We start from the raw sequence: 26,667 nt of genomic DNA, 5'->3' as shown, positions 1-26,667 counted from the left end.
CGCACACGGCGATCCGCTGATACGACACGAGTTAGCGACGGAGCTTGCCGAACACGACCGTTACGACGACTGGCGATGCCAGTAGGTCGCGGAGCATCCACACACGACGATTCGTTGATACAGCACCAGTCGACGACGGCGCTAGCTGAACACGACAATTGTGGCGGCTGACAATGCCGGTCGATCTCGTGACGTTCACATACGGCGATTCGTTGGTGCGGCGCGGGTTGGCGGCTTCGTCAGTGGAATTGGCTCTCGCGCTTTCTGGCTCCGCTGGGTTCTCACCTCGTGCTTCCCCTTCCCTGTGCCGAGGAAGGCTGGGGCAAGGACGGGGCGTCGTGGGCGGGTCATCCACAAGGTGGCGAGTTACCCACAGGCCACGGCATGGACCCCCGTCGATCTTGCCTGCCCGGTAGACTGGCCTCGGGGACGCCCCCCGGGAAGGGTGGGGGCCGGGCTGCGCCCGGGTGGGGTGTTGGCGGTTGGGGCGGTAAGAGGTGGTGGTAGGGCTACCGGGATCTTGGGGTCGGAGACTGGCGGCAACCCGAGAGGAACAGATCATCCTGGAGGAGGGTCAGGCCGGGGTCACCCTGCTCGACGCATCCGAGTGCAACCTCACCGCCCGGCGCGGCCTGCGCCTGGTGGTCGAGGCCGACCGGCTCGGCGCCCGCAGCGCCTCCGGAGTGGAGTGGTTCGCCGCGCCGGACACGCTCACCGTCGCCGAGGCGGAGGCGTTGGCGCGCAAGCTGTCCCCGTACCGGCTCAGCGCCACCGCCGCCGGAACCGGCGCTGCTGGTGGGGTTGTCCACAGTCTGCCTGGTTGTCCACAGGCAGATCCGCGGCCCTCTTGACAGGGTGCTGGTCGCGGTAGGTTCAGGAATGGGCGGCCGGACCCCGGGTGGGTGGGCTCTGCGTAGCGGCCGGTGGTGGAGAAGGCAAGGGAACACAGGTGTGGAAAAGGGTCTTGGCCGTGTCGGTGCGGGACACGGCCAAGACGGGCACGGTGTGAGTTACTGCACCGTGCGTCGGTAGCGGACCTCGCGGCGGGGTCCGGGGAGGGCGAACTTGCGGATGAGGTAGGTGAGGGCGGCGCCGATGAGGAGCCAGACGATGGCGGCGGTGCCGTAGTTGAACAGCACGGCGGCCTTGTGCGAGGACGGGGTGAACAGGCCGTCGAAACCCAGGGACACGCCGGAGGAGAAACCGTCCACAAAGGACGCGAACCCGTTGCGGGGGTTGGCGTCCGCGAGGACCAGGATGATCTGCGCGACCAGGACCACGGCGAACAGACCGACCACGAAGGTGATCGCCGAGCACACCATGCGCACGGTGCGCACCCGGCTCGCGTAGCTGTCCTCGACCCGCTCGCTGACCACTTCTTCCTGAGCGGGCCGGACGTACTGGTCGCCGGGGAGGTCACCGGGCCCGCTCTCGGGTAACGCTCTCGTCCGCCGCGGGTCGGGCTCTTGCGGAACTGTCATGCGCTCATGGTCGCACCACCGGGTGACTCCCGCTTGACAACTCAGCCCTGGTACATCCCCTGCAGCCGGTCCAGCGTCGCGCGGATCCCCTTGAGGTTCTTGGCCGGGAACCGCGCCAACTCCAACAGGAACCCGGCCCACGCCGTCGACCAGTCGAAGGTCTCGGTGACCTCGGTGCGGCCGTCGCCGAGGTCGTGGAGTTCCCAGCGCCAGCGGTGGCCGTAGAAGTGGCGCCACGCGATGAGCCTGCCCTCCTCGAACTCCACCACGGTGTTCAGGATCTTGTAGGGCACCCCCATCCGCATGTCCATCCCGAACCGCGCCCCCAACTCCAGCCTGCGCGGGCCGGTGCTGCGCGACGCCAGCACCGTCCCGGAGCCGTCGATCACCGGGTGCTTCGCCGGGTCCGCCAACAACTCGAAGATCTCGGCCGCCCCGGCGTCGACAACCCGCTTATCCGACACCCGTTTCGTTCCCATGCCCGGAGGTTACCCGCCAGTACGGGCTGTCGTCGGGTCAGGTGAGCAACTGGGCCATGCTTTCCCGGACCGTCGGGTCCGGTTCTTCGGCGACCGCCGCGCGAAGAGTCGACTGGACCTCGGGGAGCCAGGATTCCGGACCCCAGCCGGTCAAGGTGCGGACGGCCATCACGCGGTTGCTCAGGACCGGGCTCCGCAAGGACGCGAGCACGAAATCGACCCCCATACCGGGGAAAGCGCGGAGAGCGGTGACGACGGTGTCGAGAATCGTGTAAGCCGTCCACCGCAAAGGGATCGCGGAGATGTCGTGCGGACCGGTGGCCAGGTCGGCGAGCGGGAGCTGCACGGTGGCCAGGGTGAGGATCTCCGGCAACCGGGTGGGGGTGGCCTGGGCGAGCAGGGTGGTCCAGTCGCCGGGGGAGGCGGTGGCGCGGGTGCGGCGGAGGGTCGCCGGGTAGCGGTCGATGTCGAGGACGGCGGCGGCGTGGCAGGCGTCGTGGAAGGTGCGGTCGTCCGGGGAGTCGAGGGCGGCCAGGGTGAGGGTGCGCCAGGTGGGGTTGGCGATCAGGTCGCGGCAGCGGCGGACGAGGGTGTCGTGCCGGGCGAGGTCCCACCCGGCGGCGTAGCGGGCGTCCCAGCCGGGACCGGCGAGGAACTCGCTGATCCGTGCGGTGCCGACGAAGTGGCGGAGGGTGCGGGCCCGCCAGGTCAGGTGGGTGAGCAGCAGGGTCAGCGCGACGGGGGCGTCGGGGTAGTCGTCGATGTCCTCGGCCGGGCCGCCTTCGATCAGGGCGCAGACGATGTCGACGGCCGCGTCGAGCAGCTCGTCGTCGACCTCCTCGGCCGTCAGCGCGGCCGCCATGCCGCCGACGGTGGCGGCGCGCAGGGCGAGGTAGCCGTCCAGCACGGTGTTGCGGAAACCGCCGCGCAGCAACCAGTTCCGCAGCAGGGGGCTGGTGTCGTCGCCGAACCGCTCGACGACGTTGATCCGGCCCCAGCCCGCCACCCCGTCCGCGAGGGCGAGCAGCGCGGGGTCCGGTTCCGGGTCCGCCGCGCGCACCGCGTCGTAGGCGAACGGGGTGAACTCCTCGTGCCTGCCCAACCGCAGCAGCAGCGGGGTGTCCCCGGCATCCACACCCAACCCGAGCAGCGCGATGCCGAACTTCACCGGCGCCCGGTGTTCACCCTCCGTCGCCAGCCTGCGGCCCACCCCGCGCACGGCGTCCGGCATGCCCAGCGCGCGGACGCCGACCAGCACGTCGGCCAACTCGTCGAGCACCGAACGCTCGCACAGCGCCGTGTACAGGTCGCGGTAGCCGTCGCCGGTGATCGCCCCGGCCACCAGGTCGGGCAGCCCGGCCGCGCCCGCCGGGTGGTGGGTCAGCGCCCCGTTCCACGGCACCAGCCCACCGCCCAGCCGGTGATCGATCTGGTCGTCCGGCAACGCCTCACCGCCGGGCAGCAGCCCGGTCCCGCCCGGGGCGAGGTGCGCGGTGATGTGGTCGTGGATGGAGGGCACCGATCCATTGTCGCGTGCGCATCCGACACTCCCCGACCGCCCCGAACGGCGAATCGGATTCGGTTCCGGCCGGTCGCGACCGCATCCGACCGAACCGCGGTCGGCACCGGCCCGCGTTTCACCGGTGGCGTTCCGCGGCCCGTCCACCCGGGCGCCCGCTGCCCCATCCTGCGCGGTGAGCCTGAGGAGGACTGCGATGAACAGAATCGCCACGGTAGCGGTGCACGCGGGCAGGGAAGACCTGGCCGCGTCGGGCGTGCACGTCCCGCCGATCGACCTGTCGACCACGAACCCGATCCCCGACGTCGAGTCCGGCGGCGCGGCCTACGAGGCCCTCGCCACCGGTGGCCTCCCGCCTGCCGAGGGGGGTTTGGTCTACCAACGGCTCTGGAACCCCACGGTGGCCCGGTTCGAGTCGGCCTTGGCCCGTCTGGAAGGCACCGAGCAAGCCGTCGCGTTCGCGTCGGGTATGGCAGCGCTGGCCGCCTGCCTTACCGCGACCGTCGCCGCAGGCAAGCCGCACGTGGTCGCCGTCCGTCCGCTTTACGGCGGCACCGACCACGTCCTGGCCACCAACCTCTTGGGCACAGAAGTCACCTGGGCCGCCCCGGATGGCATCAGGGCGGCGATCCGCCCCAACACCGGTCTGGTCATCGTCGAAACGCCCGCGAACCCCACCCTGGATCTCGTCGACCTGCACGACGTCGTAACCCAGGCTGATGGAGTTCCCGTAGTAGTGGACAACACTTTCGCCACCCCCGTGTTGCAGCGACCCATCGAGTACGGCGCCACGCTGGTGTTGCACTCCGCGACCAAGTACCTGGGCGGACACGGTGACGTCATCGGCGGCGTTGTCGCCACCACGCCCGAATGGGCCACGAAACTCCGTCAGGTTCGAGCGGTCACCGGCGGGTTAATGCACCCGCTCGCCGCGTACCTGCTGCACCGGGGCCTGCAGACCCTGCCGGTCCGGATCGCGGCGCAGCAGGACAGCGCGAAGCGGCTCGCCGAATGGTTGCGGGGACACGAGCTGGTTCGACGCGTGTTCTTCCCGTCCGGCCCGCTCGTCGGCACCCAGATGTCCGGTCCCGGCGCGATGATCGCGTTCGAGGTGGCGGGCCCGGAGGAGGCCGCGCGTACGGTCGAATCCGTCCGGCTCGTCACGCACGCCGTGTCCCTCGGCGGTGTGGACACGCTGATCCAGCACCCCGCCTCGCTCACCCACCGGCCGGTCGTCTCGACCGCCAAACCGGGGGCGGCGGTACTCCGAATGTCTGTCGGGCTAGAGCACCCCGATGACGTCCAGGCCGACCTGGACTACGCGCTCAAAGACGCCCACCGCTGAACCGGAGTCCCCGTCCGCCGCAGAAAGACACGACCACCATGGGCCAGCCAACCGATCTCGACTCGACCGACCTCGCGATCCTGCGCGAGCTGCAACGCGACGCCAGGGTGCAGAACAAGGAGCTGGCCTCGATAGTCGGCGTAGCCCCGTCGACCGCGCTGGAACGGGTGCGGTCGCTGCGACGGCGGGGTGTGCTGACCGGCTTCCACGCGACGGTTGACCTTGCCGCGCTCGGTAGGCCCATCAGCGCGTTGTTGTCGGTACGGGTAAGGCCCCACCGGCAACGGGTCGTGGAGGAGTTCAAGGCTTTCGTACTGGAGCAACCGGAGACGGTGTCGCTGCTGCACGTGGCAGGCCCGGACGACTACCTGATCCAGGTAGCGGTACCGGACACCACGCACCTGCAGCAGTTGCTCATCTCGAGACTGCTCAACCGCAGCGAGGTGGTGTCGGTGAACACCCTCTTGGTGTTCGAGGCCATCACGCAGCCGGTGCAGACGCCCATCTCGTGAGACCGGCCGGGGTCCTCGCACGAGGACCCCGGCCGCTTCACTCAGTTCTCGCTCTTACCGCGCTTCGCCCGACGAGCCGCGAACAGCGCACCGCCGCCACCCAGCAGCAGCACCCCGCCGATGGCGATCGGCAGCCCGACGCTCGCGCCGGTGTCCGGCAGGTCGGTGGAGTTGCTCGCGGGCGCGGCGATGACGGTGCTGGCCGTGGTCGGCGCCTGCGTGGTGGTGACGGCCGGGGTGGTCGACTCGGAGGTCTTGGTCGGCTTCGACTCGGTGGTCGTGGTCACCGGCGGCTTCGACGTGGTGGTCGTCGCCCTGGTGGTGGTCGTGGTCGGCTTGGTCGTGTCGACGACGCAGGCCGCGTAGGTCTCCTGGTGCTCCAGCGTCCAGCCGGGCTGCTGGTTGGCGGCGTTGGTGCCGATCTTGACGTACAGCGTGTGCCGGACGGTGCCGTCCAGGTCCCACGTGGCCAGGTAACTCTCGCCGAACGGCAGGTTGTCGACCACGTGGCCCTGGGCGGAGAGCGGCTGGCCGTTGTCGGTCACGGTGACGGTGTTGGCGTCGTTCTTGTTGTAGTAGCCCGCCTCGACCTTGACGTGCAGCGAGCCGTTCGCGCACTGGGCCGAGAAGCTCGGTGTGTGCGCGCCCGCGGTGCCCGCGAACAGGGACAGGGCACCGGCGACGATGGCGGTGATGGCGGCGGCGCGACCGGCGGAGCGGAGCCAGTCGCGGGAGGGGATCGAGCGCAAGGCGGGAACTCCGTCTCAGCAGGGGGACCGACGGCGGCACATAACACGAAAGAGTTACATTTCGCCACTAACGGTGGACGGCGTGAGACTAGTCACCCCATCGAGTGAGACATTTACCGGGTAGTGCGGTTTTGGGTCTTGGTTACCTGATCGACAGCCGAGGTACATCACCCGCTGGTGGGAGGGTTATCGATATGCGGCGTCTTTGCGCCAGTGGCGCCCCGGCCACCCCGTGCCCCGTTCGGGTGCGGTAGACAGACACTACGAGCACACCGTGTCATCACATGGCGGCCTGCCATGCGGATGTCACCGGCCAATCGGGTGATCACGATGAGCCAGCCTTGCGAACAGTCACAACCGTCCGACCTGAGCGAGATCGACGACCTGCTCCGCGCGGTCGTCGCGGACGGCTTCACCGTCTACCTGTGCGGTGGCAACGACCGGCCTGAGGCCATCGTCGCCACCTACGCGTGGGCGGGCTTCGTCGACTACGTCGTGATCAAGGACGCGCACGACGTCACCGCCGCGAGATCACGGCAGGGCCGGGACTGGGACGTGTTCACCGCCGAGACCGTCGTGTGGTCGTACCAGGGCCACGCCCGTTGGGCCCTACGCGCGATCCTCGACCTGCTGCCGCCCGAGCACCCGAACGCCCCGCACGAGGACTACCCGGCGCCCGCGAGCCTGCGGGTGGGTCAGGAACACCTGGGCTCGGTGTCGGTCCGCACCCCGCGTCCCGGCCTGGTGGCCCGCCGCGCGATGCGGTTGCGGCTCGCCGCCCGAGGCGGCTCGGCGACCCTCTGAGAGCGGTCACAGCCGATCGCGCGGACCATTGGGGTATGAGACGAGCTTTGACCGCGCTCGCCGTGGCTGCCGCCGCGGCCTGGGTCGCGTGGGACATCCCGGTCGCGATGGGCCGCCGCCCGACGGGACCCCGCGTCACCCGATCACCGCGGTACCGCGACGGCGCCTTCCGCAACGAGGCCCCGCCGACCCCCGTTGAGCCCGGCACCATGGGCTCGACCCTGCGGTCGTTCTTCCGCGACCGCGGCGACCGCATCCCCACCGGCTCGATCCCGGTCGTCACCCCCGCCGCCCCCATCGACTCCGGACTGCACATCACCTGGCACGGGCACTCGACGAGCCTGGTCGAGTTGGACGGCGCCCGGGTGCTGCTGGACCCGGTGTGGGGCGAGCGGGTGTCGCCGTCCCGGCTGGTCGGTCCGCGCAGGCTGCACCGGCCGCCGCAGCCGATCGGGGCGCTGCCCCGGCTGGACGCGGTCGTCATCTCGCACGACCACTACGACCACCTCGACCAGGCCGCCATCCGCGAGCTCGCGCGCACCCAGGACGCGCCGTTCGTGGTGCCGCTGGGCGTCGGGGCGCACCTGGAGCGGTGGAAGGTGCCCGCCGACCGGATCATCGAGCTGGACTGGCACGAGTCGCACCAGGCCGGTCCGCTGCGGCTGACCGCGACCCCGGCCCAGCACTTCTCCGGCCGCGGCTTCAAACGCGACGGCACGCTGTGGGCGTCGTGGGTGATCGCCGGTCCTGGCGGGAAGGTGTTCTACACCGGCGACACCGGCTACTTCGCCGGTTACACCGAGATCGGCGCCCAGTACGGGCCGTTCGACGCCGCGCTCGTGCAGGTCGGCGCGTACGCGCCGGGCTGGCCGGACATCCACATGACACCCGAAGAGGGCGTGGCCGCGCACGTCGACGTCCGGGGCGGCCTGCTGATCCCGGTGCACTGGGCGACGTTCTCGCTCGCGCCGCACCCGTGGTCCGACCCGGTGGACCGGTTGTGCGCGGAGGCCAAGGAACGCGGCGTGCCGGTGGCCGTGCCGCGGCCGGGCGAGCGGGTCGACGTGTCCGCCCCGCCCGAGCTGGACAAGTGGTGGAACACGGTTTAACCAGCCTAGATAGACACACCAAGGCGGACCAAGGCCCGCGCGTACGCGTGTTCGCCGCTATAGGACCAAGGCAGTGCGGACGGCCGGTTACCCACCCGGGCCAGGTGCCAACGGGAGCGGTCGAGCTCACCGGACTCCAGCATCGCCCAGCCGAACAGGTTGTGGACCTCTTTGGCCCACACGCCGGAGGCCGACCCCTTGGCGTCGGCCTCCACCAGTTCGGCGCGTAACCCGGTGGTGAAGTAGCGGGCGTTGAGCTTCACGTACGCCCACGCGCTGCCTTCCGCGATGAACCGGTCGCCCTCTTTGAGCAGGTACTCGGCGTGCGCTGTCGGCAACATCGCCGCGAGGGGGCTACCGGGCGCGGACTTGGCCACCGTGTCCCGCGCGAACGAGAACATCTCCTCGTGCGACCCGCCCCACTTCAACGCCAGTGACTGCAGCCGCCCGGCGTGCGCCGGGTACGACGTCGGGCAGCGCTGCATCGCTTCCAGCCACACGAAGTCACGCTGCGGACGTTCCAACCGCATCCCCCGCGCGTACCGCTGCAGCTCCACCCACGGTGTCGCGTCCTCGGGCGCCAACCGGGCCGCGGCCATCAACGGGTCGCGCGCCTCGCGCAGCCGGGAGGAGAACAGCTTCAGCCGCTCCTCGCCGACCGTGGGCGCCCACCCGCCGCGGATCTCCCACGCCTCGGCGATCAACGTGCTCCCCAGCCACAGCAACACGTCCGCCGCGTCCGCCCGGTCCAGCTCGTCCTCGGTCAGCAGCTCGCGGATCTCGGTCGACTGCCCGATCGCCGCGGTGGCCAGCGCGCGCACCCGCAGCGTCCGGGTCTCGTGGTCGTCGCGACACTCGCGCAGCAGCGCCAAAGCGGCCTTGCGGTGCCCGTCGGCGACCGCGTCGACGCCCATGTCGAGGGCGATGTCGTCCCAGCACCGGTCGAGGACCAGGTGCTCGGCGAGCGCGGCGGCCTCCGCCTTGGCCTTCCTGCGGCCGAACAGTCCCATGACGGCAGCGTAGTCACCGTCCGAACCGGGTTAGGCTCGGTTCGTGCTCACCTTCCGCCGCGCCACCCCCGCCGATGTGGACACGCTGGTCGCCCTCGTCGAGTCCGCCTACCGCGGCGAGGCGAGCCGCGCGGGCTGGACCACCGAGGCCGATCTGCTCGACGGTCAGCGCACCGATCCGGACGGTGTCGCCGAGGTGATCACCGCGCCGGGGAGCGCGGTGCTGGTCGCCGAACAGGACGGTGTCGCGGTCGCCTGCTGCCACGTCGCGGCGGAGGACGGCGCGGGCTACTTCGGCATGTTCGCCGTGGACCCGACCCGGCAGGCCGCGGGCATCGGCCGGGAGACCCTCACCGAGGCCGAGCGCGTCGCCGCCGACTGGGGTCTGCCCGAACTGCGGATGAAGGTCCTCACCGCGCGCCCGGACCTGATCGCCTGGTACGTCCGCCGCGGGTACCGCCGCACCGGTGAGCTGTCCCCGTTCCCGTACGGCGACGAGCGGTTCGGGATCCCCCGCCGCGCCGACCTCGCCTTCGAGCTCCTGGTCAAGCCGCTGGCCGGGTGACCGGTCAGCGCGGCTCGTGCGCGGCGACCAGCTCGACGATCATCCGGCGGGTCTGCTCCAGGGTGTCCGGGTGCCCGGTGCCCGCGAGCCGGAACGCGAGTCTGGTGAGGACGTCCCCCAGGGTCACGCACTGCAGCAGGGTCGCCCGCAGCGCCGGGGTGTCCGCGAAGCGGTAGCGGCGGACCAGCATCACCGCGAACGCCGCGGCCAGCGGGTCGCCGGGGTCGCCCGCGCCCGGGGACTCCAGCTCGCCGGTGGCCAGGCCCGCGCCGCTGATCGCGCGGAACCCGTCGTCGCCGCGGCACATGTCCACATAGACCCGGTAGGCGTGTTCGACGGCGCCGCGCCAGCCGACCGCCCGGGGGTGGTTGGCCGCGACCTGGTCCTGGAACCGGCGGGTGTGCCGGTCGACGACGGCGCGCATGACCGCGGTCTTGTCCGGGAAGTAGCGGTAGACCGATCCGATGGAGACGGTGGCGGCCTTGGCGATGTCCGCTGTGGTCGTCCCGGCGTAGCCCTTCTCGGCGACCACCCTGGCCGCGGCGTCGAGGATCCGCTCGATCTGGCGGCTGGCCCGATACTGGGTTGGCGTGCGCCGGACCCGGTAGGGCGTTTCTGGCACGGTCACGTGGGCCATTGTGCCCAGACTGATTCGGACGTTCGGCGAAAGTGGAGGAATCCTTGTCGGAAACATGCGTGTTCTGCCGAATCATCGCGGGCGAGCTGCCCGCGGTCATGGTTTACCAGGACACTGATGCAGTGGCGTTCCTGGACCACCGGCCGTTGTTCCGGGGGCACGTCCTGCTCGTTCCGCGCACCCACCTGACCGTGCTGAGCGACCTCCCGCCGGACCGGGTGGCCCCGTTCTTCGCGCTGGCGCAGCGGCTGGAGCGGGCGGTCGAGGACGGCCTCGGCGCGGACGGCTCGCTGATCATGATCAACAACATCGTCAGCCAGTCGGTGCCGCACCTGCACCTGCACGTCATCCCGCGGCACCACAAGGACGGCCTGCGGTTCTGGCTCGGCCCGCGCCACCCCTACGACGAGGCCAACCCGGCCGAGGCCTACGCCGAGCGGATCCGGGCCGACCTGCGCGGCCAAGGGGTGGACCCCGGCTGAGGCCGGGGGAGAAAATGGGTACGACCGGGCCTTGCTTTCTGCCCCGCCGCCGGACACATTGGTTCAGACCACTTACTGGTTCAGACCACCCAGGGGACGCGATGGCGATGATCAGGCCGACCGAGCTCGCCGCCGGGATGTGCGCCGGGCTGTTCGGGCGCCGGGTGACCGGCCCGCGCTGGGACGGCACCCGACTGTCCTGGGTGGACACCGAACGGCAGCGGGTCCAGTTGGGGCGCATGACAACCCTGGGACCCCGGCACATCGCGACGCTCGTCGTCGAGGGCAGCCCCACCGCGGCCCTGCCCGCCGTCGGCGGCTGGGTCCTCGGCGGCGACCCGGCCTTCCTGCGCCGCGACGGGCGGCTCGTCCCGCTCGACCTGCCGCGCTCCGATGGCCTCTGGTGCGACCCGGCCGGGCGGCTGTGGCTGACCGCCGACGACGCGCTGCACCGGATCGACCTCACCGGCAGGCCGCACCGGGTGCTCGACGGCCCGACCCAGGCGCTGGCGTGGAGCCCGGACACCCGCCGGATGTACCGGGTGTGCGGCGGCGGCCTGCTGGTCCACGAGTTCGACCTCGCCAACGGCACCCCCGGCGCCGCCCGGCCGCTCGTGTCGGCCGCGCGCGGGGTGGCGGTGGACGTCGACGGGTTCGCCTGGGTGGCGGGCGGCAACTCGGTCCGCCGGGTCGACCACACCGGCGTCGCGTACACCATCGTCCGGCTACCGGGCGCCACCGCGGTCGACTGCTGCTTCGCGGGCGCCACGATGCTGATCACCACCGACGACGGCGCCGTGCACGCCTGCGCGACCAGCACGCGCGGGCTGCCGTCGGTGCGCTGGACGGGCCTACCGGCGAGCGGCAGGACGGCCGCACCCGGGTTCCCCTGACCAGAGCAGGGTGCTCACCGAACGCATGCGCGCATTCGTATGTTCGAGCGAATCCGCTTGATCGGTCTACTACTCAACACCCCACACCAGGTACCCACCTAGGTGTGGACACTGCAGCGCGTTGGCGCGCGCCCGCCGGCATCCTCGGTGTGGCCGCCGTAGCCCCCCTCGCGGCGGGCTTCGCGCTCGGCTGGGCGAACTGGGTGACGATCCCGGTCCTGCTGGTCGCGCTCGGCATCGCCGCGTTGGTCGTCAAGCAGGTGCTGTTCCTGCGCGAGCAGCGCGAACTGCGCGCGGAGGCGGCCAGGGAACGGGCGAAACCGGCGCCGGAGCCCGCGGTGCACGCCGAGCACCACGTGCCCGCGATCCCGGTGGACAGCGCCGAGCCCTACTACCGGTTCATCCTCGCCTGCACGGTGTGCTGGAAGCCGCACACGGGGCTGCCGCAGCACGGGAACCTGCGCGGGCTGGCGGTACACTCGATCCTCGACCGGGCCAGGCAGGTGACCGTCACCGGCTCGCCGACCGAGGCCGAGGTGGTCCGGACCAGGTTGGCCGCCGAGCTCGGCGCGATGGCGCCGGACCGGACCGGGCAGATCGTCGCCTGGGCGGAGAACGTCGGGCTGACCGTGCCGGAGGAGGACGCCCGGCGGCTGGAGCGGCTGACCGAGCTGCGCAAGGAGAAGCAGGTCCGCCACCACGAGCAGGAGCTGGAGCAGCGGACCAGGGCGTACCTGGCGGACGAGATCCTGGTCGACCCGGGCACAGCGGTGGTGTGGTGGTTGGCCCGGCACCCGGAACAGGTGCGCGAGGCGGCCGACCTGATCCCCACCTTCGCCCGGATCTCGGCGGCGGTCACCAAGACCGAGATCGCGCCGCAGTACGCCGAGCGGCTCGACGAGCAGCAGCGGCCGACGCTGAGCGCGGTCGGCTGGCCGCGGCTGAACCCGCCGTCCGAAGAGGACCGGCGGGCGCTGGGCGGCCCGGAGGCGGCCGAGCAGCCGCTGTGGCCGAGGGGCAACCGGGACCACGGTGACTTCGGCGACTTCGACGACTCGTCGGCGCGATGAGCTCGTGGCTCGCGGGCCCGGTGAATCGGGGTGGCCTGTCACCAGAGGCGTGACAGGCCCCGGTGTCGGCTCCACCCGACCTCCGGGGCCCGCCGTCCGCATCGCGCGAGGGCGCGGTGCGCGGTGTCCCGGCCGCGGCGACCGCAGTGGCGGTGCGGACGGACGGTGATCCGCCGCCGACCCTGCACGGCGCGGTCCACCGTTCCGACGGCAATGGTCCCCGGTTCTGGCCCGCGCGGCAACGACGTCCATCACTTAGCGGTCATCAAAATTCTTAACTCACTGGCCGCGACCGACCGACTACACTCGTTCGGCCCAGTGGTGACGGCCACTACGCGCGCTCGACCTGGGCATATCTGCCCTAGCGCGACCCGGGGGCGTCCCGACCGGGCATCGAAACGGGTCACCGGTCCGGTCTCCGGCGTCATACATCCCACAAAGAGGCGTTTGTTGCATTAAGCCCCAACTCACCCACCCGGCCCACGGACACCAACATCGAGTCCACTGTGTCCTTCTTACTTCCGCCCGACTGTCGGGTCAATACGCGGTTTACCCGGCAGCCGCGAAGCCGCCGTGCCGGGCCCACCACCGCGGGTAACTCGGATTTCGATCAATGAGGCTCGCGTAGCCGTCGAGGACGGCCGCGCGCAACACGGCCGGATCAATCGGACCGGGTTCCTTCCAGGCCAATTCCAACCGGTTCCGGATCGGGTCGCCGCGCAACGGGCGGATGACCAGACCACGCCCCTCGCTGGAGGTCGCCTGCGCCAGGCTGACGCACTGCCCGCTGACGACGAACTCGCGCGCCGAGGTCGAGTCGCTGATCTCGTGGGTGATCCGCGGCTCGAACCCGGCCGCCCGGCACGCCGCGCGCAGCGGCCCGAGGCCACCGTGGTCCTCCTGCGGGTCGATCATCCAGTTCTCGCCCGCCAGGTCGGCTAAGTCGATCATGGCCCGGTCCGCCAGCGGATGCCGTTCGGCCAGCGCGACGAACTCCGGTTCCACCGGCACCACCAGGTCGCGCCGCACCCCCTCCGCCGGGCCGATCTCGAACCCGATCACGTCGCTGAGCACCGCGGCGTCCAGCCGCCCGGCGCGGACCCGGCCCTGCAGCGCCGCGGCCGACGGGTCGGTGTGCACCTGGACGCTCAGCGGCGGCGCGTCCGGCCCGCGTTCGGCGGCGTGCGCGGCCACCAGCCGCGGCACCACCACCGACAGCAGCGGGCTGGGCCGCCCGCCGATCCGCACCTCCACCGGGCGGCCGTCGGTGGCCGCGTGCGCGCTCGCCTCGCCACGCAGGTCGGCCATCTCGGTGACCACCGACCGGGCCCTGGCGAGCACCGTGCGGCCGAACGAGGTGGGCACCACGCCGGTTCTGGCGCGTTCGAAAAGGGGCGCGCCCATGGTTCGTTCGATCCGCTGAAGTTGAGAAGTCAACGACGGTTGGGACAGCCCGAGCGCCGCCGCCGCCTTCGTGATGCTGCCCTCGTCGGCGACCGCGATGACAATCCGCAGGTGTCGGAACTCCAGTTCCATGCCTGCCATGTTATGGCCCCGGATTATGCGGCCGGTACGGGGAACTGGCCCACCACCGGGCGCCGTACCACCGGTTGGACCGCGACGAACGGCGGCGGGATCGTTCCCACCGGCGGCGGAAGTGCTTCCCCGGTGGGAGCGGCAGGCCCCGGTTTGGGGGAAACCGGGGCCTGCCCAGCCGACCGTCGCGCTGCCCGCGGGCCTGGGGGAGAGCCGCGGGCGCGGCCTACGGCCGGGGTCTCGCGCTCCCGGTGGGGAAATACCCGGGCGGCGGCGCGGTGAAACACCGCCGCCCGCTCACCGGAGCATGTACTGGTCGTGTTTGGCGTAGAAATCATCCCACTCGGCGACCGACAACTCCCGACCGGCCTCGGCGATCTCGGCGAGTTCGACGAAGAAATCCTCGCGCGGGGCGCCGGGGGCGAACAGGATGAGCATCGACGCCGGTTCGTCCGCGTCGTTCGAGAACGCGTGCACCCCGCCGCTCGGAACGTAGAGAAAATCTCCAGACGTAGCCGAAACCCAATTCTCGCCGTCGAACAGCCGGACCGTCCCGTCCAGGATGTAGAACGACTCGGAGAACGTGCGGTGGAAATGCGCGCCCGGCCCGCCCGCGCCGGGCACCATGTCGTAGCGGAACAGCCCGAACTGCCCGCCGGTGACCGATCCGGGCGCGACGAAGTGGGTCGCGGTGGCGGGCCGGTCCAGCACGGTGATCTCGTCGACCGGTCGGAAGCGGGCACCGCCGGTGGTCCCCAGGTACGACAATGGGTCTCCTCTCGCCGTCGGAACGGTACTGTGCCACCCCCCGGTCCGTCCGTTGAGGACACACGCCGGAGCGCGCCGATCCCGTTCGGTCGGTTCAACCCGTTCAGTCGTCGCAGGCGAGGCGGCGGGCGCGCACCGGGCGCGGCACCCTGGTCAGCGCGCGGACCCGACGGGTGCGGCCGTGCTCGGCGAGCAGCGCGAGCAGTTCCCCGTCGACGGTCGCGGCGAGCCTGCGCTGCGCCCAGTCGGACGCGGCGAGCACGGCCCCCGGCGAGACCGGTTTCCCGGCGAACGCGTCGTGCAACAGGCACCATTCGGACAACCGCGACGCGACCGGATCCGCTGGCGCCACAGCGGATCGGACCCGCGCGGCCCACCGGGAGAACCCGGGCCCGCGCTGCGCCCGGTCGTCGATGCGGGCGATCGCGGCCGCCGTCGCCATGGCCTGGTCCGGATCGCGCAGCACGGCGGCCAGGAACGCGGCCTCGTCGGAGGGATCGGCGCCCCGGTACCACTCGAACCGCAGGTGCTCGTCCGCGCTGAGCGCGCGCGGGTCGTGATCGGCGCACTCCGCCAGCGCCGCCACCGCCGCGATGTGCTCCAGCAGGTTCACCGTTGGTCCTCCGCCGAGAAAGATCTACCCGGCAGGATAGTCGGATCACCCCGCGCGGCGATCATCGGCGTTACCCTGTCCCGATGCGGTTCGCCACCGGGATTGCCATCGCCGCACCGGCGGAACGGGTGTGGTCGATCTACGCCGATGTCGAGCGCTGGCCCGAGTGGACAGCCTCGGTGACCTCGGTCACCCTGCTCGACCCCGGCGCGTTGCGGATCGGACACCGCGCCCGCATCCGCCAACCGAAACTCCCCGTCGCCGTCTGGACGGTGACCGAGCTGACCGAAGGCCGGTCCTGGACCTGGGAGGCGCGCGGCCCCGGCGCGCTCACCACCGCGACGCACACGGTCGAGCCGACCGGGTCCGGTTGCCGCGTCCTGGCGACCCTGACGACGACCGGTCCGGTGGGCTGGGTGCTGGCCCGTTTCACCGCCGGACTCACCGACCGCTACCTTGCGCTGGAAGCCGAAGGCATCAAGGCCCGCGCCGAGGGCACGCGCTGAAATCGAGTCGACCCGGTGCGTGCCGCGTGCGAGGCTGAGCAGCACAAGTCGACCCGCGGAGGTTCACCATGTCCGAGCAGCCCGCCCAGCCCGAAACCACCGGTGCCGCGGACCCGGAGGACGTGAAGGCCAGGTTCCGCGAGGCACTGGCCCGCAAACAAGCCCAAGCCAAGTCCGGCGAGGGCCACGCCAGCGGAAACTCCAAGGTCCCCGACGCCCACGGCCGCGCAGGCGGCAAGCGCCAATTCCGCCGCAAGAGCGGCTGAGCCACCGAGCACCCCGACAAGGCTCTCCAACCACCCCCGAAGAGCCGACCGAACCCACCCACACCCGGCCAGCCCCCACCCTTCCCGGGGGGCGTCCCCGAGGCCAGTCTACCGAGAAGTCGAGATCAACAGGGGCGGACGTCGCAAGCTGTGGGCAAGTCGGCGGACTGTGGACAGATCGGCGGAGCGTGGGCAAGTCGGCTGAGCGCGGACCGATCGGCCAAGCATGGACAGGTCGACTGAGCGCGGACCGATCGGCCGAGCGTGGACAAGTCGGCGGACTGTGGGCAGATCGACCGAGCGTGGACAGGTCGGCCAAGCACGGACAGGCCAGCCGAGAGCGGGAAGTGGACAGGTCGGCCGAGCGTGGACAAGCCTGCCGACTACCACCCGGCGGTCGGCTCATCGCGATCTCAGCAGACCGCCCGCTCAAGGTCGGTCAACTCCGCGTTCAGGTGAGTGGCGCGGAGCGGGCACGATCCCTGGTTGATCATGTGGTTGTCGAGGCCCGTGATCTGTTGAGGAAGTCGGGCCCGTCGGGGCGTCGCCCCCGGTCGTCGCTGTCCTGATTCAGTCGGCCCCGTTGTCCGGTGATGCCGTGGTCGATCCGCGTTGTTTTCCGGTCGCGGTGCCTGGCCCGTGTCGACGGTGTGGGAGCGGGCACTCGCTGGGCAGCGTGCCGGTATTGGCGGTCGCTGCGGGAGCGCGGTCGTTGACCGCGATCGCGGAATGGGTCGTGTACCCGGCTCAACCGGCCCTGGCGGAGTCGGGCGTGCGCCGTGATCGCGGTGTCGGCGACCAAGTCCACGGTGCGCCACGTGTTGGCGCAGGTGGACGATAAGCACCTCGACGCGGTGCCCGCCGCGTGGATCCGCAACCAACACAGGGCCCGCCAGCAGCGCAGATCGCGGTAAACGGCAAGACCGTGCGGGGCCACCGTGCCCCGCACGGGCGGCGCCGGGTCCACCTGCTCGCCGCATTCACCCACCACACCGGACCCGTGGTGGCACAGCGACTCGTGCCGATCAGGACCAGCGAGATCGCCCGGTTCCGGACACTGCTCGACCCGCCGCCCCCGACCGGAGCGATCATCACCGCCGACGCCGGACACCACAACATCGCCGCAGGACCACGACACACCGACCCGGCCAGCCCCCACCCTTCCCGGGGGGCGTCCCCGAGGCCAGTCTACCGAGAAGTCGAGATCAACAGGGGCGGACGTCGCAAGCTGTGGACAAGTCGGCGGACTGTGGGCAAATCGGCCGAGCGCGGACAAGCAGGCCGAGCGTGGACAAGCAAGCCGAGCGTGGACAAGCCGACGGAGGTGAGCAGGCCAGCCGAGCACGGACAAGCCGACGGAAGGTGAGGAGGCCGGCCGAGCGCGGGCAGGTCAGCGGAAGGTGGGCAGACAGGCCGGGTGCGGACAAGCCTGCCAACCACTCGACGGTCGGCTTGTCGCATTCCCGTCAGAGTCGTATTCCCAGCAGAGTCGCACGCCAGCAGCGGGGTCAGCGGGGTCTCAGCAGACCGCCCGTTCCAGGTCGGTCAGTTCCGTGTCCAGGTGGGTGAGCAGGCGCTGCAGGTGGGGGGCGGAGCGGCGGCAGCCGGTGAGGCCGAATTCCAGCGAACCGGCGTAGCTGGTGACCGTGATGTTGAGCGCCTGGCCCTCGTACGGCACGGAGACCGGGTAGACGCCGAGCATCCGGGCGCCGTTCCAGTACAGCGGTTCGGTGGGGCCGGGCACGTTGCTGATCATCAGGTTGAACGCGGGTGGCGCCACCCTGACCGCGCCCGGTAGCAGGCCGAGCGCCAGCGGGGCGAACGGGATGGCGCTCAGCGCGGTCACCTGCAACTGGCTCATCCCCTGGTAGACGGCCTTGCCGCGGCGGGTCGACTCGATGATCGCCTCGAGTCGGTCGGCCGGGTCGGGCAGGTCGGTGGCCAGGGTGCACAGGATCATGCCGAGCGCGTTGCCGCCCGCGGACCCGTCGGTGCGCAGCGACATCGGGACGGACGCGACCAGCGGGCGGTCCGGTAGCGCGTCGAGTTCGCCGAGGTACCGGCGCAGCGCACCGGCGCACATGGCGAGCATGACGTCGTTCACCGTGGCGTCCGCGGCGGCGCCGACCGCGCGGACCCGCTCCAGTGGCCACCCCTGCGCGGCGAACCGGCGGGCGCCGGTGATCGGGACGTTGAAGATCGATCGGGGCGCCTCGAACGGCAGCGTCGCCGCCTGCTCGCGGAACGCCTGGCGGGCGTAGCGGGCGAACGCGGGCCCGATGCCCGCGATGTCGCGCAGCACGGCCGACATCCCGGGTCGGTCGCCGCCCGCCCGCCCGGTGTCGATCGGGGTGGCCCACGGCGGCCGGATGTCGCGCGCGGCCGGGTCGGGCGAGAGCGACCGCTGCAGCAGCCGCAACGCGGAGACACCGTCGAGCAGGGCGTGGTGGACCTTGGTGTAGAGCGCGAACCTGTTGTCCCGCAAGCCTTCGACGAGGTGCGCCTCCCACAGCGGGCGGTGCCGGTCGAGCAGCGACCCGTGCAGCCGGGACACCAGTTCGAGCAGTTCGCGGACCCGGCCCGGGTTGGGCAGCGCGGAGAGCCGGACGTGGTATTCCAGGTCGAGCCGGTCGTCATCGGTCCAGATGAACTGGCCGAGGGTGCCGATCGGGCCGCGCGGGCGGCGGCGCAGCAGCGGGTGCACCTCCCCGTCCGCCAGCAGGGCGCGGTGCAGCTCGCCGACGTAGTCGGGACCCTCACCGTCCGGCAGTTCGAACAGTTGCAAGCCGCCCACGTGCAGTGGGTGCTCGCGGGACTCGCCGAGCAGGAACATCGACTCGGTCACCGGCATCAACTGCATACGACCTCCCTCACCCCGCACGGTGCCACCGCCCGTGGGGGAAGCGCAACGACTCAGTCCCAGGTGGACGTCACCGCGAGTCGGAGTCGATGAGGTACCTACCACCGGCGAGGATGACCTTCACATTGCGCTTGGCGGTCTGTTCGCCGCCCGCGGCCGTCTTCACCGTCACGTCGACCGGGACGTTGACCGACCCGTCCGCGTTCGAGGTGACCCCGTTGGCGTTGCGCGAGGCCACGTACTGGTACTGCCCCCAGTACTGCTGGAAGCCGTTCTGGTCGCCGAAGGCGGCCTTGCCGTTGGGGCCGAGCATGTCCCAGCGCTGCGCCGGGTCGCCGTCGCCGTAGTAGGCGATCACCAGCCTGCCCGCCGAGCTGAAGTCGGTGATCTTCTGGGGGGCGGCGACCGGGCTGGGGGTGGTGGTCGGGGCGGCGCTGGGCGGGTCCTGGCTGACCGTGACGACCGTGGTCGAGGTGATCGTGCGCGGCGGCGCCTGCGTGGTGGCGTTCAGCAGTACCAGGGTCACCGCGCCTGCCAGCACGACGACGCCGAGCAGCAGCAGGACCAGCACCCCGCGCTTGGGCCCGGGTGCCGGGTGTTGGGCGGGTCGCTGGGCCGGGTGCTGGAGGGGCTGGTGTGCCGGTGGGACGACCTGGGTGGCGGCGGGGGCCTTGCGGTTGAGCAACGGGAACACCGGCTTGGGTTTCGCCGGGATCGTGGGCGGCTCGACGGCGGGCACGGGTAATGGCGCGGTCGGCAGCGCCAGCACCGACGCGGCCTCCTCCATGGTCGGCCGGTCCACCGGCTCCGTGCGCAGCAACGACATCAGCGTCGGGGTGAGCGCGCCCGCGCCGCGCGGTGGGGTGATCGCCCCCGAGGCGACCGCGTGCAGCAGGGCCAGCGGGTTCGGGTTCATCCCGAACGGCGGCTCGCCCTCGACCGCGTGGTACAGGGTGGCGCCGAGGGAGAACACGTCCGACGCCCGGCTGGGGTCGTGGCCGCGGGCGATCTCCGGGGCCAGGTAGGCGGGGGTGCCCGCGAGCATGCCGGTCTCGGTGACGGTGCCGTCGTCGATGGCCCGGGAGATGCCGAAGTCGGTGATCTTCACCGTGCCGTTCGCGCCGAGCAGGATGTTGCCCGGCTTCACGTCCCGGTGCACGATCCCGGCCGCGTGCGCCGCCGCCAGCGCCGCCGCGACCTGCGACCCGATCGCCGCCACCTGCTCCGGTGGCAGCGTCCCCTCCTCGGCGAGCACCGCGGACAGGCTGCGCGACGGCAGGAACTCCATCACCAGGCACGGGTCGCCGTCGTGCTCGGCGACGTCGAGCATGGCGATGGCGTTGCGGTGCTGCAGCCGGGCCGCGATCCGCGCCTCGCGCATCGCCCGCCTGCGCGCCTCGTCGGTCTGCGCCGGGGTCAGCCCCGGTCGGATGATCAACCGCTTGAGCGCGATGACCCGCTCCAGCCGCTCATCCCGAGCGCGCCAGACCATGCCCATGGCGCCGCTGCCGACGGCCTCCTCCAGCCGATAGCGCCCGGCGACCAACTCACCCTGTTCGATGACCAGGTACTCCTCGCGTGTGTGGACTCGAGCCCCCGACTGAGGAACCGAGACTAGCGAACCACACCGACGGGTCGATCATTCGTCCACACGACTGAGTACCCCGATCCGGTTGGTGACAGGGAGTTCACGCTCCGGGACCGGCCGCGCGGTCACCTCAACCGGTGAGCGAACCCGCGCGGACGGCGCGCACCAGCCGGGCGCGGGCGGCGGCGGGGAAGACGAGCTCCCGGTCCGGCGCGGTGCCGCGCACGTGTAACCGGGAAGTGGTGATGAGCAGTTCCACGCAGGCGCCGGTGGTGCAGCGGCTGCTCCGCCGGAACCGGCCGGACACACGACTGGTGGACACACGATTGGTCGACATGATCGCCCCCTCCCGCACCCGACGTCACCGGAACCCGGCACAGCGGTGGGCGCGGATCGGCTGTTCGCGCACCTCGTTGGCCTGATCACGCGACGTCGAGCGACCTCGACCCCTCACGTTACCGGACCGTTAAGACGCACGCCAGAGATCCGCCCGGCTGACCACCGGGCGGATCTCTGGCGCTCTGGCCGAAAAGGTGACGTCAGTTGGTCAGCAGACCACCGGGCACCAGGTCGAATTCGCCGTTCTTCACACCTGCGGTGAAGGCGACCCATTCCTCGGCCGTGTACGTGTGCGCGGGAATGGTCAGGTTCTTGGAGTCACGCAGTGACACGGTGCCGTTGTCAAGCACGGCGACCTGGACGCAGCCGCCAGTGGAACAGAAGCTGCTCTGCCGGTAGTTCACGTTCATCGGGGTGGTTCATCCTTGCTCGAATAGTGGTCCAGCATCGTTCGGATCAAGTCCCGGCTGGCCTCGGTGGAAAGGCACTTGCGGCTGAGGTCGTCGAATATCCGCGTGTAGCGGACGATGTCGCTCTCCTGCTCGAGCCACCGATCACCAGCGCTGAGTTCGATGTGGACCGAGTTGCGGTCGTACTCGCTCTCGAACGTGAAGACCACGAACGTGCACTGGATGGCGATATCGGGACCTGCGGCGAAGGGGTAGACGCGCAGGGTGACACCTTGACGCTCACTGGCCGCGAGCAGGGCGGCCAACTGCCCGGCCATCACCGCGGGCGACCCGACGACGCGGTGCAGGGTCGCCTCGTCGAGGACGGCGCTGATCCTGGGTTGGTCCTCCCGCTCGGTCAGGATGTCCTGGCGCTTGAGCCGGAGTTGAACCCGCTTCTCCCGTTCGATGTCGTCATCGCGGGGGTAGATCGCGCGGAACAGTTCCCGCGCGTACTCCTCGGTCTGGAACATGCCGGGGAACGTCGACTGGACGTAGTACCGGATGTTCGAGGCCTCGGATTCCAACGAGATGAAGGTGTCCATCGCCGTGGACACCACGTCGGCCAGGTCCTGCCACCACGCCTGCCTGCGGCCGTCCCCGGCCAGCCGCAGCAGTTGGTCGCGCAGTTTCTGGTCGCCCACCCCGTAGAGGTCGAGCAGGTCGCGGACGTCGCGCGCCTTGGGCACGCCCTGTCCGGTCTCCAGCCTGCTGATCTTGGACGGCGAGCACTCCAGGTGGTCGGCCGCGTCCTCGAGGTGGAGCCCGCGCAACTCGCGGAGCCTGCGCAGTTCCTGCCCCAGGCGACGCCGCGGGATGAGCGGCGTTTGCGACGGCATCAACGCCTCCTCGCGCCTTGCAATTGCCGGACGGGATTGCTCGTCCGGTCCGTTGAACGACGGTACCACCCGCTGAACTCCAGCCGACCAGCGGACGGCCTGGGCTCACCTGCCCAGATCGACTTCGCTCCACTGAGGACTCAGGACGCTGTACTTGCCTCATGCAATTGCATACCACCCATCCGGGGGTGACCCGAACGGCGTACATGTCGACGGCGAGTGGCTGAATTTTGCCGCAATTGCCTCCTGCACTTGCATCCAGCACTTGTCCTGTGGGCTTCAACAGCGGAATCTAGGTTCGAGGTTGCGTTGCCGTCCAGGGGGACGGCCCCACACCGAGGGGAGCGCGCGATGACCGGACCACGGGGACCCAGGAGGACCGGCACCCGACGAGGCAGTCGACGGTTGGGTGTACGGCGGAAAACCGCGAAGATGCTGTTCCTGATCATGAGCACCGGCGCGGTCGCGCTCGGCGGCACCGGATGCGGCGGCGCCACCGGGTCGACGGGCACCGCCACCACCCTGGTGATCGCCGCCACCGCGGTGTCCACCGAACAGCGACCGACCCTCACCGCCGCCGCCCGGCAGCGGTTGGCGGCGGCCCTGGCGACCGACAACGCCCGACTGCGGATCGTGATCGGCGGCCCGGACCGGCCCCAGGTGGTCGAGGACAGCGATCTCCGGCTGCTGCGCGGCACCCAGATCGAGCACGACAGCGCCCGCAGAGCCCAGTTGACCAGCGAGGACACCGATCGTGTCGGTTCCGTGCTCGCCGCTGCGGACAGCCGGGCGGACCAGTTGGACCTGGTCGGCCTGCTGGACGCGGTCGCGCGCACTCCGGGCCAGGTCACCGCCGTGGTGATCAGTTCCGGGCTGCAGACCACCGGACCGCTCGCGATCGGCGCGCTGGGCTGGGACCGGGTCGGATCGCCGCAGGTCATCGACCAGGCGAAGCAGGACGGGCTGGTGCCGGACCTGCGTGGGAAGACAGTGGTTCTGTCGGGAATCGGCGAGGTGAACCGCCCGCAGGAGCCGCTGCCGCCGCCGTTGCGCACCAGACTCACCCAACTGTGGCTGCGGTATTGCCAAGCCGGAGGCGGCGATTGCACCGTCGACAACGAACCGGTCGTGGGTGGTGCGCCCACGTCGACGACACCGGTGCCGACCGTGCCGGTCCCCCAGCCACCGGCGATCACAGCGCCCGCAGCAGCAGCGGGACCGGTGGTGCTGCCTAGTGACATCTTGTTCGGGCCGGACTCAGCGGCCCTCTTACCCGAGGCAGACCCCTTACTGGCTCAAGCCGCGGCGGCGCTGCCACCAGGGTCCCGCGTACAGCTAGTGGGGCGAACAGCGTCGATAGGCCCACCAGACACAGCACGAACGCTCAGTCTTCACCGCGCCGAGGCGGTCCGGGACGCATTGGTCGTCCACGGGTTCCCAGCCTCGGCGCTTTCTGTTGTGGGGCTCGGCTACGACCAGCCGCTGGTCGCGGACCGGGACACCGCCGGGAACCTCATCCCGGCCGCCGCACAGCGCAACCGTTCCGTCTCCGTAGTAGTAGGCAAGTGAGGAGGACGACCATGCGTTCCCTACCTCTCTCGATGTGGCTGCGTCACCCGCTGGTGGCCGCCAGCGCCACCTTCCTCGCCCAGGGCGACGAGCACGGCGAACTGGCCCACGAGGTCAACAGCCTCACCAGGGCCGCCAAGCTCGTCGACCGCCGGTCGCGCCGCCTGGGTCGGTGGAGCCGGAAGGCGTGCCGGGCCGCGGGTGCTGCCGCGACCCACTACGCGGCGGCAGCGGCCGCCGACGACAAGGTCCGGGTGATGGGCGGCTCCGGGCACACCACCGCCGCGCGCGGCTGGGCGATCACCGCCCGGGAAGCACGACCGATGCTGGCCGACACCTTGCGCCGCATTGACGAGGAAGTGGCGGCCGGGATCACCGCACACCACCAGTCACGCAGCCGAGTGGTCACCGTGATCGCTTACCTGTTGCTCGCGGTCGACGCGGTCGCGCTGTTCACCGTGTTCGGTCTGCTGCTCAACATCGATTGGACGAATCCAGCCCCCGCGCCATTGATCACCGCCGTCGCGTTTTCCTTGTTCGGCGCGGGAGTTCAAGCGAAACTCGCGATGGAACTCGGCAGGCGGATGTGGACGTGGCGACTCGCGCGCCAAGACGGTCCCATTGTCGGGTGGTCGGTGGTGTTGTTGTTCACCGTCAGCGTGTTCGCCGCCCTGTCCATTCTGCTGCGCGTGCGACACGAAGGGGAATTGGTCGGCGAAGCGGGTGTGGCCACTGTTGTCGGACTGGCCCTAGCAGGCTGCGCGATAGCCGCACCGTGGATCATCGTGCAGCAAGAGGCCTACGACGGGACCCCGCTCACCCGCCGGGCGGCAGCGTTGAGCCGGGTGGTCGACCGGGCCGCCCGGAACCACGACCGGTGCCTGCGCCGGGCCGACCGCAGCATCGCGCGGGCGCTGTCGCTGGAACGCCGCGGCAGCCGAGAGTATGCGCGGGTGGTGACCAGGATCGGCCGCTACTACGTGCCCGCGCACCGCACCATCCTGTTGGCCAGGGACCTGGTGGCTCACCCCACCCACGACAGTCGCGTCGCCGAAACAGCACGAGGCCGTTCCGGCGCCCTGCCCGGAGCGCCGCGAATGGGCCGCGCCCACATCGAGCCACTGGCAGTGGCGGCGGTGCCCGGCCCGCCGCCGGCCCCGGACGCCCCCCGGTCGGCGCTGCCCATCCGGCTCCCGGTCGACCTCGGCGCGCTCACCACCCCGTTGGCGCAGGCCAGGTCCGCGATCGAGGCGGCACACGGGCGGCCCGCCGTCGAGCCGCCCGAGTCCAGGTTGGGCAAGCTCAGCCGGGTCGCCCGCGGCCGTTAGCGATCTCATCCGGCCCGGCTCTGGACCGGGCCGGACCGCGGCGGCATGCTGTGCGCGTGGCTACCCAGAACCCCGCCTTCGACCTCATCGGCAAGCGCTACGACGAGTCCTTCGTGGAACGGGACACGCAGATCGCCGAGGCCGACTGGCTGATCACCCAACTGCCCCCCGGCTCCCGGGTGCTCGACCTCGGCTGCGGCAGCGGCCTGCCGACCGCCAAGCAGTTCGTCGACGCGGGCCTGGCCGTCGTCGGCGTCGACGAGTCCCCCGTGATGCTGGAACTCGCCGCCACCCAAGCCCCCGGCGCCGACTACCGCCTCGGCGACCTCCGCGACCTCTCCACCCTCGGCGAGTTCGACGCCGTGGTCGCGTTCTTCTCACTGCTCATGCTGTCGAAAGCCGACATCGAGGCCACCCTGCGCGCCGCACGCGCCGCACTGCGCGGCCCCAAACTCCTCCTGATCAGCATGGTCCAAGGCGACTTCGACACCTTCCCCGTCAACTTCCTCGGCGCCCCCACCACCGTCTCCGCCTACCCCCCGGACCAGCTCAAGCACATCGTCGCCGAAGCAGGCTTCACCAACGTCACCCTGAACGAGCTGGAAGCCGAAGCCGAACCAGGCCGCATCGAGGTCCAGCTCTACCTCCGCGCCACCGCCACCTGACACCCCCCGCTGGGCCACGTGCCCCCGCCCGTGGCCCAGCACACCCCGTTACCTTTTTCGTGGCTCCCGACCAGGGAGTTGTGGTCGTCAGGCCCGGCATGACTGACGCCCCCGGTCGAACGCATGATCCCGGGGGGTGGTGTCACCGGGTCTGGTGGCATCGACCGACCGCTGATGGGGACACGGCCACCCGACTGGGCAGGTCTCGTCGTAACGTGGGTGCCGGCGCTCGCTGCTCGACCGGTGACCACCCGCGACGACCGAAGGGCATGATGGATGGGCGACGGTTTCGGAGTGTTCCTCGGCCTGGACGTCGGTAAAGACGCCCACCACGCGGTGGGCCTGGGTCCGGCGGGCAAGAGGCTGCATGACGGGCCTCTGCCCAACAGTGGGTCGAAGCCGCGGGCGTTGTTCGACAAGCTCGCCGCGCAGGGCCCGCCGCTGGTCGTGGTCGACCAGCCAGCCACAATCGGCGCCCTGCCGGTCGCGGTCGCCCGCGCCGCCGGTCACCGGGTGGCCTATCTGCCCGGCCTGGCGATGCGCCGCATCGCCGACCTCCACCCGGGCCGGGCGAAAACCGACGCCCGCGACGCCTTCGTCATCGCCGACGCGCCCCGCATGGGCGAGAAACCGGCACCGCGATCATGGCCGCCCTGGACGAACAGACCGTCGTCGTCCCAGGCACC

Annotated in this window: 29 protein-coding genes and 1 pseudogene; 16 read left to right on the top strand and 14 right to left on the bottom strand. The window is 70.9% G+C overall.

What is annotated here, in order from left to right:
• Positions 1-542: 542 nt before the first annotated feature.
• A pseudogene (locus tag H504_RS0131325) lies at positions 543-788 on the top strand (hypothetical protein); the annotation flags it as partial.
• Positions 789-1,010: 222 nt separating this feature from the next.
• Here H504_RS0131325 and H504_RS0131320 read toward each other — a convergent pair.
• The 3 genes from H504_RS0131320 to H504_RS0131310 are packed head-to-tail and all read right to left on the bottom strand — an operon-like array spanning position 1,011 to position 3,479.
• Complete coding sequence (locus H504_RS0131320; protein WP_026426023.1) at positions 1,011-1,481, bottom strand: hypothetical protein; 471 nt, start codon at positions 1,479-1,481, stop codon at positions 1,011-1,013.
• Positions 1,482-1,522: 41 nt separating this feature from the next.
• The gene (locus H504_RS0131315; protein ID WP_026426022.1) at positions 1,523-1,960 is read right to left on the bottom strand and encodes an SRPBCC family protein; all 438 of its coding nucleotides are present in this window, start codon (positions 1,958-1,960) and stop codon (positions 1,523-1,525) included.
• Between the two features lie 37 nt (positions 1,961-1,997).
• Positions 1,998-3,479, bottom strand: a complete 1,482-nt coding sequence (locus H504_RS0131310) for a hypothetical protein (protein WP_026426021.1) — start codon at positions 3,477-3,479, stop codon at positions 1,998-2,000.
• A 196-nt stretch (positions 3,480-3,675) separates the two neighbouring features.
• Here H504_RS0131310 and H504_RS0131305 point away from each other — a divergent pair, with 196 nt between their 5' ends.
• Both H504_RS0131305 and H504_RS0131300 read left to right on the top strand, forming a co-directional pair.
• Positions 3,676-4,824, top strand: coding sequence for a trans-sulfuration enzyme family protein (locus H504_RS0131305; RefSeq protein ID WP_026426020.1), 1,149 nt, complete (start codon positions 3,676-3,678; stop codon positions 4,822-4,824).
• 38 nt (positions 4,825-4,862) lie between these two features.
• Positions 4,863-5,336, top strand: coding sequence for an Lrp/AsnC family transcriptional regulator (locus H504_RS0131300; protein WP_026426019.1), 474 nt, complete (start codon positions 4,863-4,865; stop codon positions 5,334-5,336).
• Between the two features lie 41 nt (positions 5,337-5,377).
• On the opposite strand, the gene H504_RS43775 is transcribed toward H504_RS0131300, so the two are convergent.
• A complete protein-coding gene (locus tag H504_RS43775) occupies positions 5,378-6,085 on the bottom strand; it encodes an LPXTG cell wall anchor domain-containing protein (RefSeq protein ID WP_026426018.1) in 708 nt (235 codons plus the stop codon).
• Between the two features lie 330 nt (positions 6,086-6,415).
• Between H504_RS43775 and H504_RS0131290 the strand changes: the two genes are divergently transcribed.
• Together H504_RS0131290 and H504_RS0131285 are read left to right on the top strand one after the other, a co-directional pair.
• A complete protein-coding gene (locus H504_RS0131290) occupies positions 6,416-6,889 on the top strand; it encodes a hypothetical protein (protein WP_026426017.1) in 474 nt (157 codons plus the stop codon).
• Between the two features lie 35 nt (positions 6,890-6,924).
• The gene (locus H504_RS0131285; protein ID WP_026426016.1) at positions 6,925-7,998 is read left to right on the top strand and encodes an MBL fold metallo-hydrolase; all 1,074 of its coding nucleotides are present in this window, start codon (positions 6,925-6,927) and stop codon (positions 7,996-7,998) included.
• A gap of 5 nt (positions 7,999-8,003) precedes the next feature.
• Here the strand turns inward: H504_RS0131285 and H504_RS0131280 are convergent, their stop codons facing one another.
• Complete coding sequence (locus tag H504_RS0131280; protein ID WP_026426015.1) at positions 8,004-9,008, bottom strand: hypothetical protein; 1,005 nt, start codon at positions 9,006-9,008, stop codon at positions 8,004-8,006.
• A 43-nt stretch (positions 9,009-9,051) separates the two neighbouring features.
• On the opposite strand from H504_RS0131280, the gene H504_RS0131275 reads away from it, so the two are divergent.
• The gene (locus H504_RS0131275) at positions 9,052-9,573 is read left to right on the top strand and encodes a GNAT family N-acetyltransferase (protein ID WP_026426014.1); all 522 of its coding nucleotides are present in this window, start codon (positions 9,052-9,054) and stop codon (positions 9,571-9,573) included.
• A gap of 4 nt (positions 9,574-9,577) precedes the next feature.
• On the opposite strand, the gene H504_RS37970 is transcribed toward H504_RS0131275, so the two are convergent.
• Positions 9,578-10,201: a TetR/AcrR family transcriptional regulator gene (locus tag H504_RS37970; protein WP_169735487.1), complete on the bottom strand. Its 624-nt coding sequence runs from the start codon at positions 10,199-10,201 to the stop codon at positions 9,578-9,580.
• A gap of 53 nt (positions 10,202-10,254) precedes the next feature.
• On the opposite strand from H504_RS37970, the gene H504_RS0131265 reads away from it, so the two are divergent.
• From H504_RS0131265 to H504_RS39195, 3 genes are all read left to right on the top strand, one after another.
• On the top strand, positions 10,255-10,692 hold the full coding sequence (locus H504_RS0131265) for an HIT family protein (protein WP_026426013.1): 438 nt from the start codon (positions 10,255-10,257) through the stop codon (positions 10,690-10,692).
• A 107-nt stretch (positions 10,693-10,799) separates the two neighbouring features.
• On the top strand, positions 10,800-11,585 hold the full coding sequence (locus tag H504_RS0131260) for an SMP-30/gluconolactonase/LRE family protein (protein ID WP_169735486.1): 786 nt from the start codon (positions 10,800-10,802) through the stop codon (positions 11,583-11,585).
• Between the two features lie 104 nt (positions 11,586-11,689).
• Positions 11,690-12,655, top strand: a complete 966-nt coding sequence (locus tag H504_RS39195; protein ID WP_157440742.1) for a hypothetical protein — start codon at positions 11,690-11,692, stop codon at positions 12,653-12,655.
• Positions 12,656-13,204: 549 nt separating this feature from the next.
• Here the strand turns inward: H504_RS39195 and H504_RS37960 are convergent.
• The 3 genes from H504_RS37960 to H504_RS39190 form a co-directional block, all read right to left on the bottom strand.
• A complete protein-coding gene (locus H504_RS37960; RefSeq protein WP_051386455.1) occupies positions 13,205-14,191 on the bottom strand; it encodes a LysR family transcriptional regulator in 987 nt (328 codons plus the stop codon).
• A 297-nt stretch (positions 14,192-14,488) separates the two neighbouring features.
• The gene (locus H504_RS0131245; protein WP_026426011.1) at positions 14,489-14,959 is read right to left on the bottom strand and encodes a cupin domain-containing protein; all 471 of its coding nucleotides are present in this window, start codon (positions 14,957-14,959) and stop codon (positions 14,489-14,491) included.
• A 103-nt stretch (positions 14,960-15,062) separates the two neighbouring features.
• Positions 15,063-15,572 (bottom strand): hypothetical protein, encoded by a 510-nt coding sequence (locus H504_RS39190; protein WP_051386454.1) that lies wholly within the window; start codon positions 15,570-15,572, stop codon positions 15,063-15,065.
• 83 nt (positions 15,573-15,655) lie between these two features.
• Here H504_RS39190 and H504_RS0131235 point away from each other — a divergent pair, with 83 nt between their 5' ends.
• The 3 genes from H504_RS0131235 (at position 15,656) to H504_RS44150 (ending at position 17,710) form a co-directional block, all read left to right on the top strand.
• Positions 15,656-16,078 carry an SRPBCC family protein gene (locus H504_RS0131235; RefSeq protein WP_026426010.1) on the top strand — a complete coding sequence of 141 codons (423 nt, stop codon included), beginning with the start codon at positions 15,656-15,658 and terminating at the stop codon, positions 16,076-16,078.
• Positions 16,079-16,146: 68 nt separating this feature from the next.
• Positions 16,147-16,344: a DUF5302 domain-containing protein gene (locus tag H504_RS0131230; RefSeq protein WP_026426009.1), complete on the top strand. Its 198-nt coding sequence runs from the start codon at positions 16,147-16,149 to the stop codon at positions 16,342-16,344.
• An 865-nt stretch (positions 16,345-17,209) separates the two neighbouring features.
• Complete coding sequence (locus H504_RS44150; RefSeq protein ID WP_157440741.1) at positions 17,210-17,710, top strand: transposase; 501 nt, start codon at positions 17,210-17,212, stop codon at positions 17,708-17,710.
• A 153-nt stretch (positions 17,711-17,863) separates the two neighbouring features.
• Here the strand turns inward: H504_RS44150 and H504_RS0131220 are convergent, their stop codons facing one another.
• The 5 genes from H504_RS0131220 to H504_RS37945 all read right to left on the bottom strand — a co-directional run bounded on the left by H504_RS0131220 (position 17,864) and on the right by H504_RS37945 (position 22,419).
• On the bottom strand, positions 17,864-19,204 hold the full coding sequence (locus tag H504_RS0131220; RefSeq protein WP_026426008.1) for a WS/DGAT/MGAT family O-acyltransferase: 1,341 nt from the start codon (positions 19,202-19,204) through the stop codon (positions 17,864-17,866).
• A 70-nt stretch (positions 19,205-19,274) separates the two neighbouring features.
• On the bottom strand, positions 19,275-20,750 hold the full coding sequence (locus H504_RS37950; protein WP_035307149.1) for a serine/threonine-protein kinase: 1,476 nt from the start codon (positions 20,748-20,750) through the stop codon (positions 19,275-19,277).
• 172 nt (positions 20,751-20,922) lie between these two features.
• The gene (locus H504_RS0131210) at positions 20,923-21,129 is read right to left on the bottom strand and encodes a DUF397 domain-containing protein (protein ID WP_157440740.1); all 207 of its coding nucleotides are present in this window, start codon (positions 21,127-21,129) and stop codon (positions 20,923-20,925) included.
• 202 nt (positions 21,130-21,331) lie between these two features.
• Positions 21,332-21,541 carry a DUF397 domain-containing protein gene (locus H504_RS0131205; protein WP_026426006.1) on the bottom strand — a complete coding sequence of 70 codons (210 nt, stop codon included), beginning with the start codon at positions 21,539-21,541 and terminating at the stop codon, positions 21,332-21,334.
• Positions 21,538-22,419, bottom strand: a complete 882-nt coding sequence (locus tag H504_RS37945; RefSeq protein ID WP_035307146.1) for a helix-turn-helix domain-containing protein — start codon at positions 22,417-22,419, stop codon at positions 21,538-21,540. Before H504_RS37945 ends, H504_RS0131205 begins: the two co-directional genes overlap by 4 nt.
• A 432-nt stretch (positions 22,420-22,851) precedes the next feature.
• Here H504_RS37945 and H504_RS0131195 point away from each other — a divergent pair, with 432 nt between their 5' ends.
• From H504_RS0131195 to H504_RS0131180, 4 genes are all read left to right on the top strand, one after another.
• Entirely contained in the window at positions 22,852-23,988 is a 1,137-nt protein-coding gene (locus H504_RS0131195) for an OmpA family protein (RefSeq protein ID WP_026426005.1), read from the top strand.
• Positions 23,989-23,999: 11 nt separating this feature from the next.
• Entirely contained in the window at positions 24,000-25,316 is a 1,317-nt protein-coding gene (locus tag H504_RS42215) for a hypothetical protein (RefSeq protein ID WP_169735485.1), read from the top strand.
• A gap of 56 nt (positions 25,317-25,372) precedes the next feature.
• Positions 25,373-25,981, top strand: coding sequence for a class I SAM-dependent methyltransferase (locus H504_RS42210; RefSeq protein WP_051386474.1), 609 nt, complete (start codon positions 25,373-25,375; stop codon positions 25,979-25,981).
• A 276-nt stretch (positions 25,982-26,257) separates the two neighbouring features.
• On the top strand, positions 26,258-26,667 hold a 410-nt coding region (locus H504_RS0131180), incomplete at its 3' end, for an IS110 family transposase (protein ID WP_026425153.1).

Origin of the sequence: Actinokineospora inagensis DSM 44258, assembly GCF_000482865.1 — a bacterium.
Taxonomy (GTDB): Bacteria; Actinomycetota; Actinomycetes; order Mycobacteriales; family Pseudonocardiaceae; genus Actinokineospora; species Actinokineospora inagensis.
This window is presented reverse-complemented; position numbering and strand designations above follow the sequence as displayed.

Excerpts from the sequence above, each read along its gene's own strand:
- H504_RS0131320 (WP_026426023.1), bottom strand. The coding sequence starts at position 1,481 with ATGACAGTTCCGCAAGAGCCCGACCCGCGGCGGACGAGAGCGTTACCC.
- H504_RS0131315 (WP_026426022.1), bottom strand. The coding sequence starts at position 1,960 with ATGGGAACGAAACGGGTGTCGGATAAGCGGGTTGTCGACGCCGGGGCG.
- H504_RS0131305 (WP_026426020.1), top strand. The coding sequence starts at position 3,676 with ATGAACAGAATCGCCACGGTAGCGGTGCACGCGGGCAGGGAAGACCTG.
- H504_RS0131300 (WP_026426019.1), top strand. The coding sequence starts at position 4,863 with ATGGGCCAGCCAACCGATCTCGACTCGACCGACCTCGCGATCCTGCGC.
- H504_RS0131290 (WP_026426017.1), top strand. The coding sequence starts at position 6,416 with ATGAGCCAGCCTTGCGAACAGTCACAACCGTCCGACCTGAGCGAGATC.
- H504_RS0131285 (WP_026426016.1), top strand. The coding sequence starts at position 6,925 with ATGAGACGAGCTTTGACCGCGCTCGCCGTGGCTGCCGCCGCGGCCTGG.
- H504_RS0131280 (WP_026426015.1), bottom strand. The coding sequence starts at position 9,008 with ATGGGACTGTTCGGCCGCAGGAAGGCCAAGGCGGAGGCCGCCGCGCTC.
- H504_RS0131260 (WP_169735486.1), top strand. The coding sequence starts at position 10,800 with ATGATCAGGCCGACCGAGCTCGCCGCCGGGATGTGCGCCGGGCTGTTC.
- H504_RS37960 (WP_051386455.1), bottom strand. The coding sequence starts at position 14,191 with ATGGAACTGGAGTTCCGACACCTGCGGATTGTCATCGCGGTCGCCGAC.
- H504_RS0131235 (WP_026426010.1), top strand. The coding sequence starts at position 15,656 with ATGCGGTTCGCCACCGGGATTGCCATCGCCGCACCGGCGGAACGGGTG.
- H504_RS0131230 (WP_026426009.1), top strand. The coding sequence starts at position 16,147 with ATGTCCGAGCAGCCCGCCCAGCCCGAAACCACCGGTGCCGCGGACCCG.
- H504_RS0131220 (WP_026426008.1), bottom strand. The coding sequence starts at position 19,204 with ATGCAGTTGATGCCGGTGACCGAGTCGATGTTCCTGCTCGGCGAGTCC.
- H504_RS0131210 (WP_157440740.1), bottom strand. The coding sequence starts at position 21,129 with ATGTCGACCAATCGTGTGTCCACCAGTCGTGTGTCCGGCCGGTTCCGG.
- H504_RS0131205 (WP_026426006.1), bottom strand. The coding sequence starts at position 21,541 with ATGAACGTGAACTACCGGCAGAGCAGCTTCTGTTCCACTGGCGGCTGC.
- H504_RS37945 (WP_035307146.1), bottom strand. The coding sequence starts at position 22,419 with ATGCCGTCGCAAACGCCGCTCATCCCGCGGCGTCGCCTGGGGCAGGAA.
- H504_RS0131195 (WP_026426005.1), top strand. The coding sequence starts at position 22,852 with ATGCTGTTCCTGATCATGAGCACCGGCGCGGTCGCGCTCGGCGGCACC.
- H504_RS42215 (WP_169735485.1), top strand. The coding sequence starts at position 24,000 with ATGCGTTCCCTACCTCTCTCGATGTGGCTGCGTCACCCGCTGGTGGCC.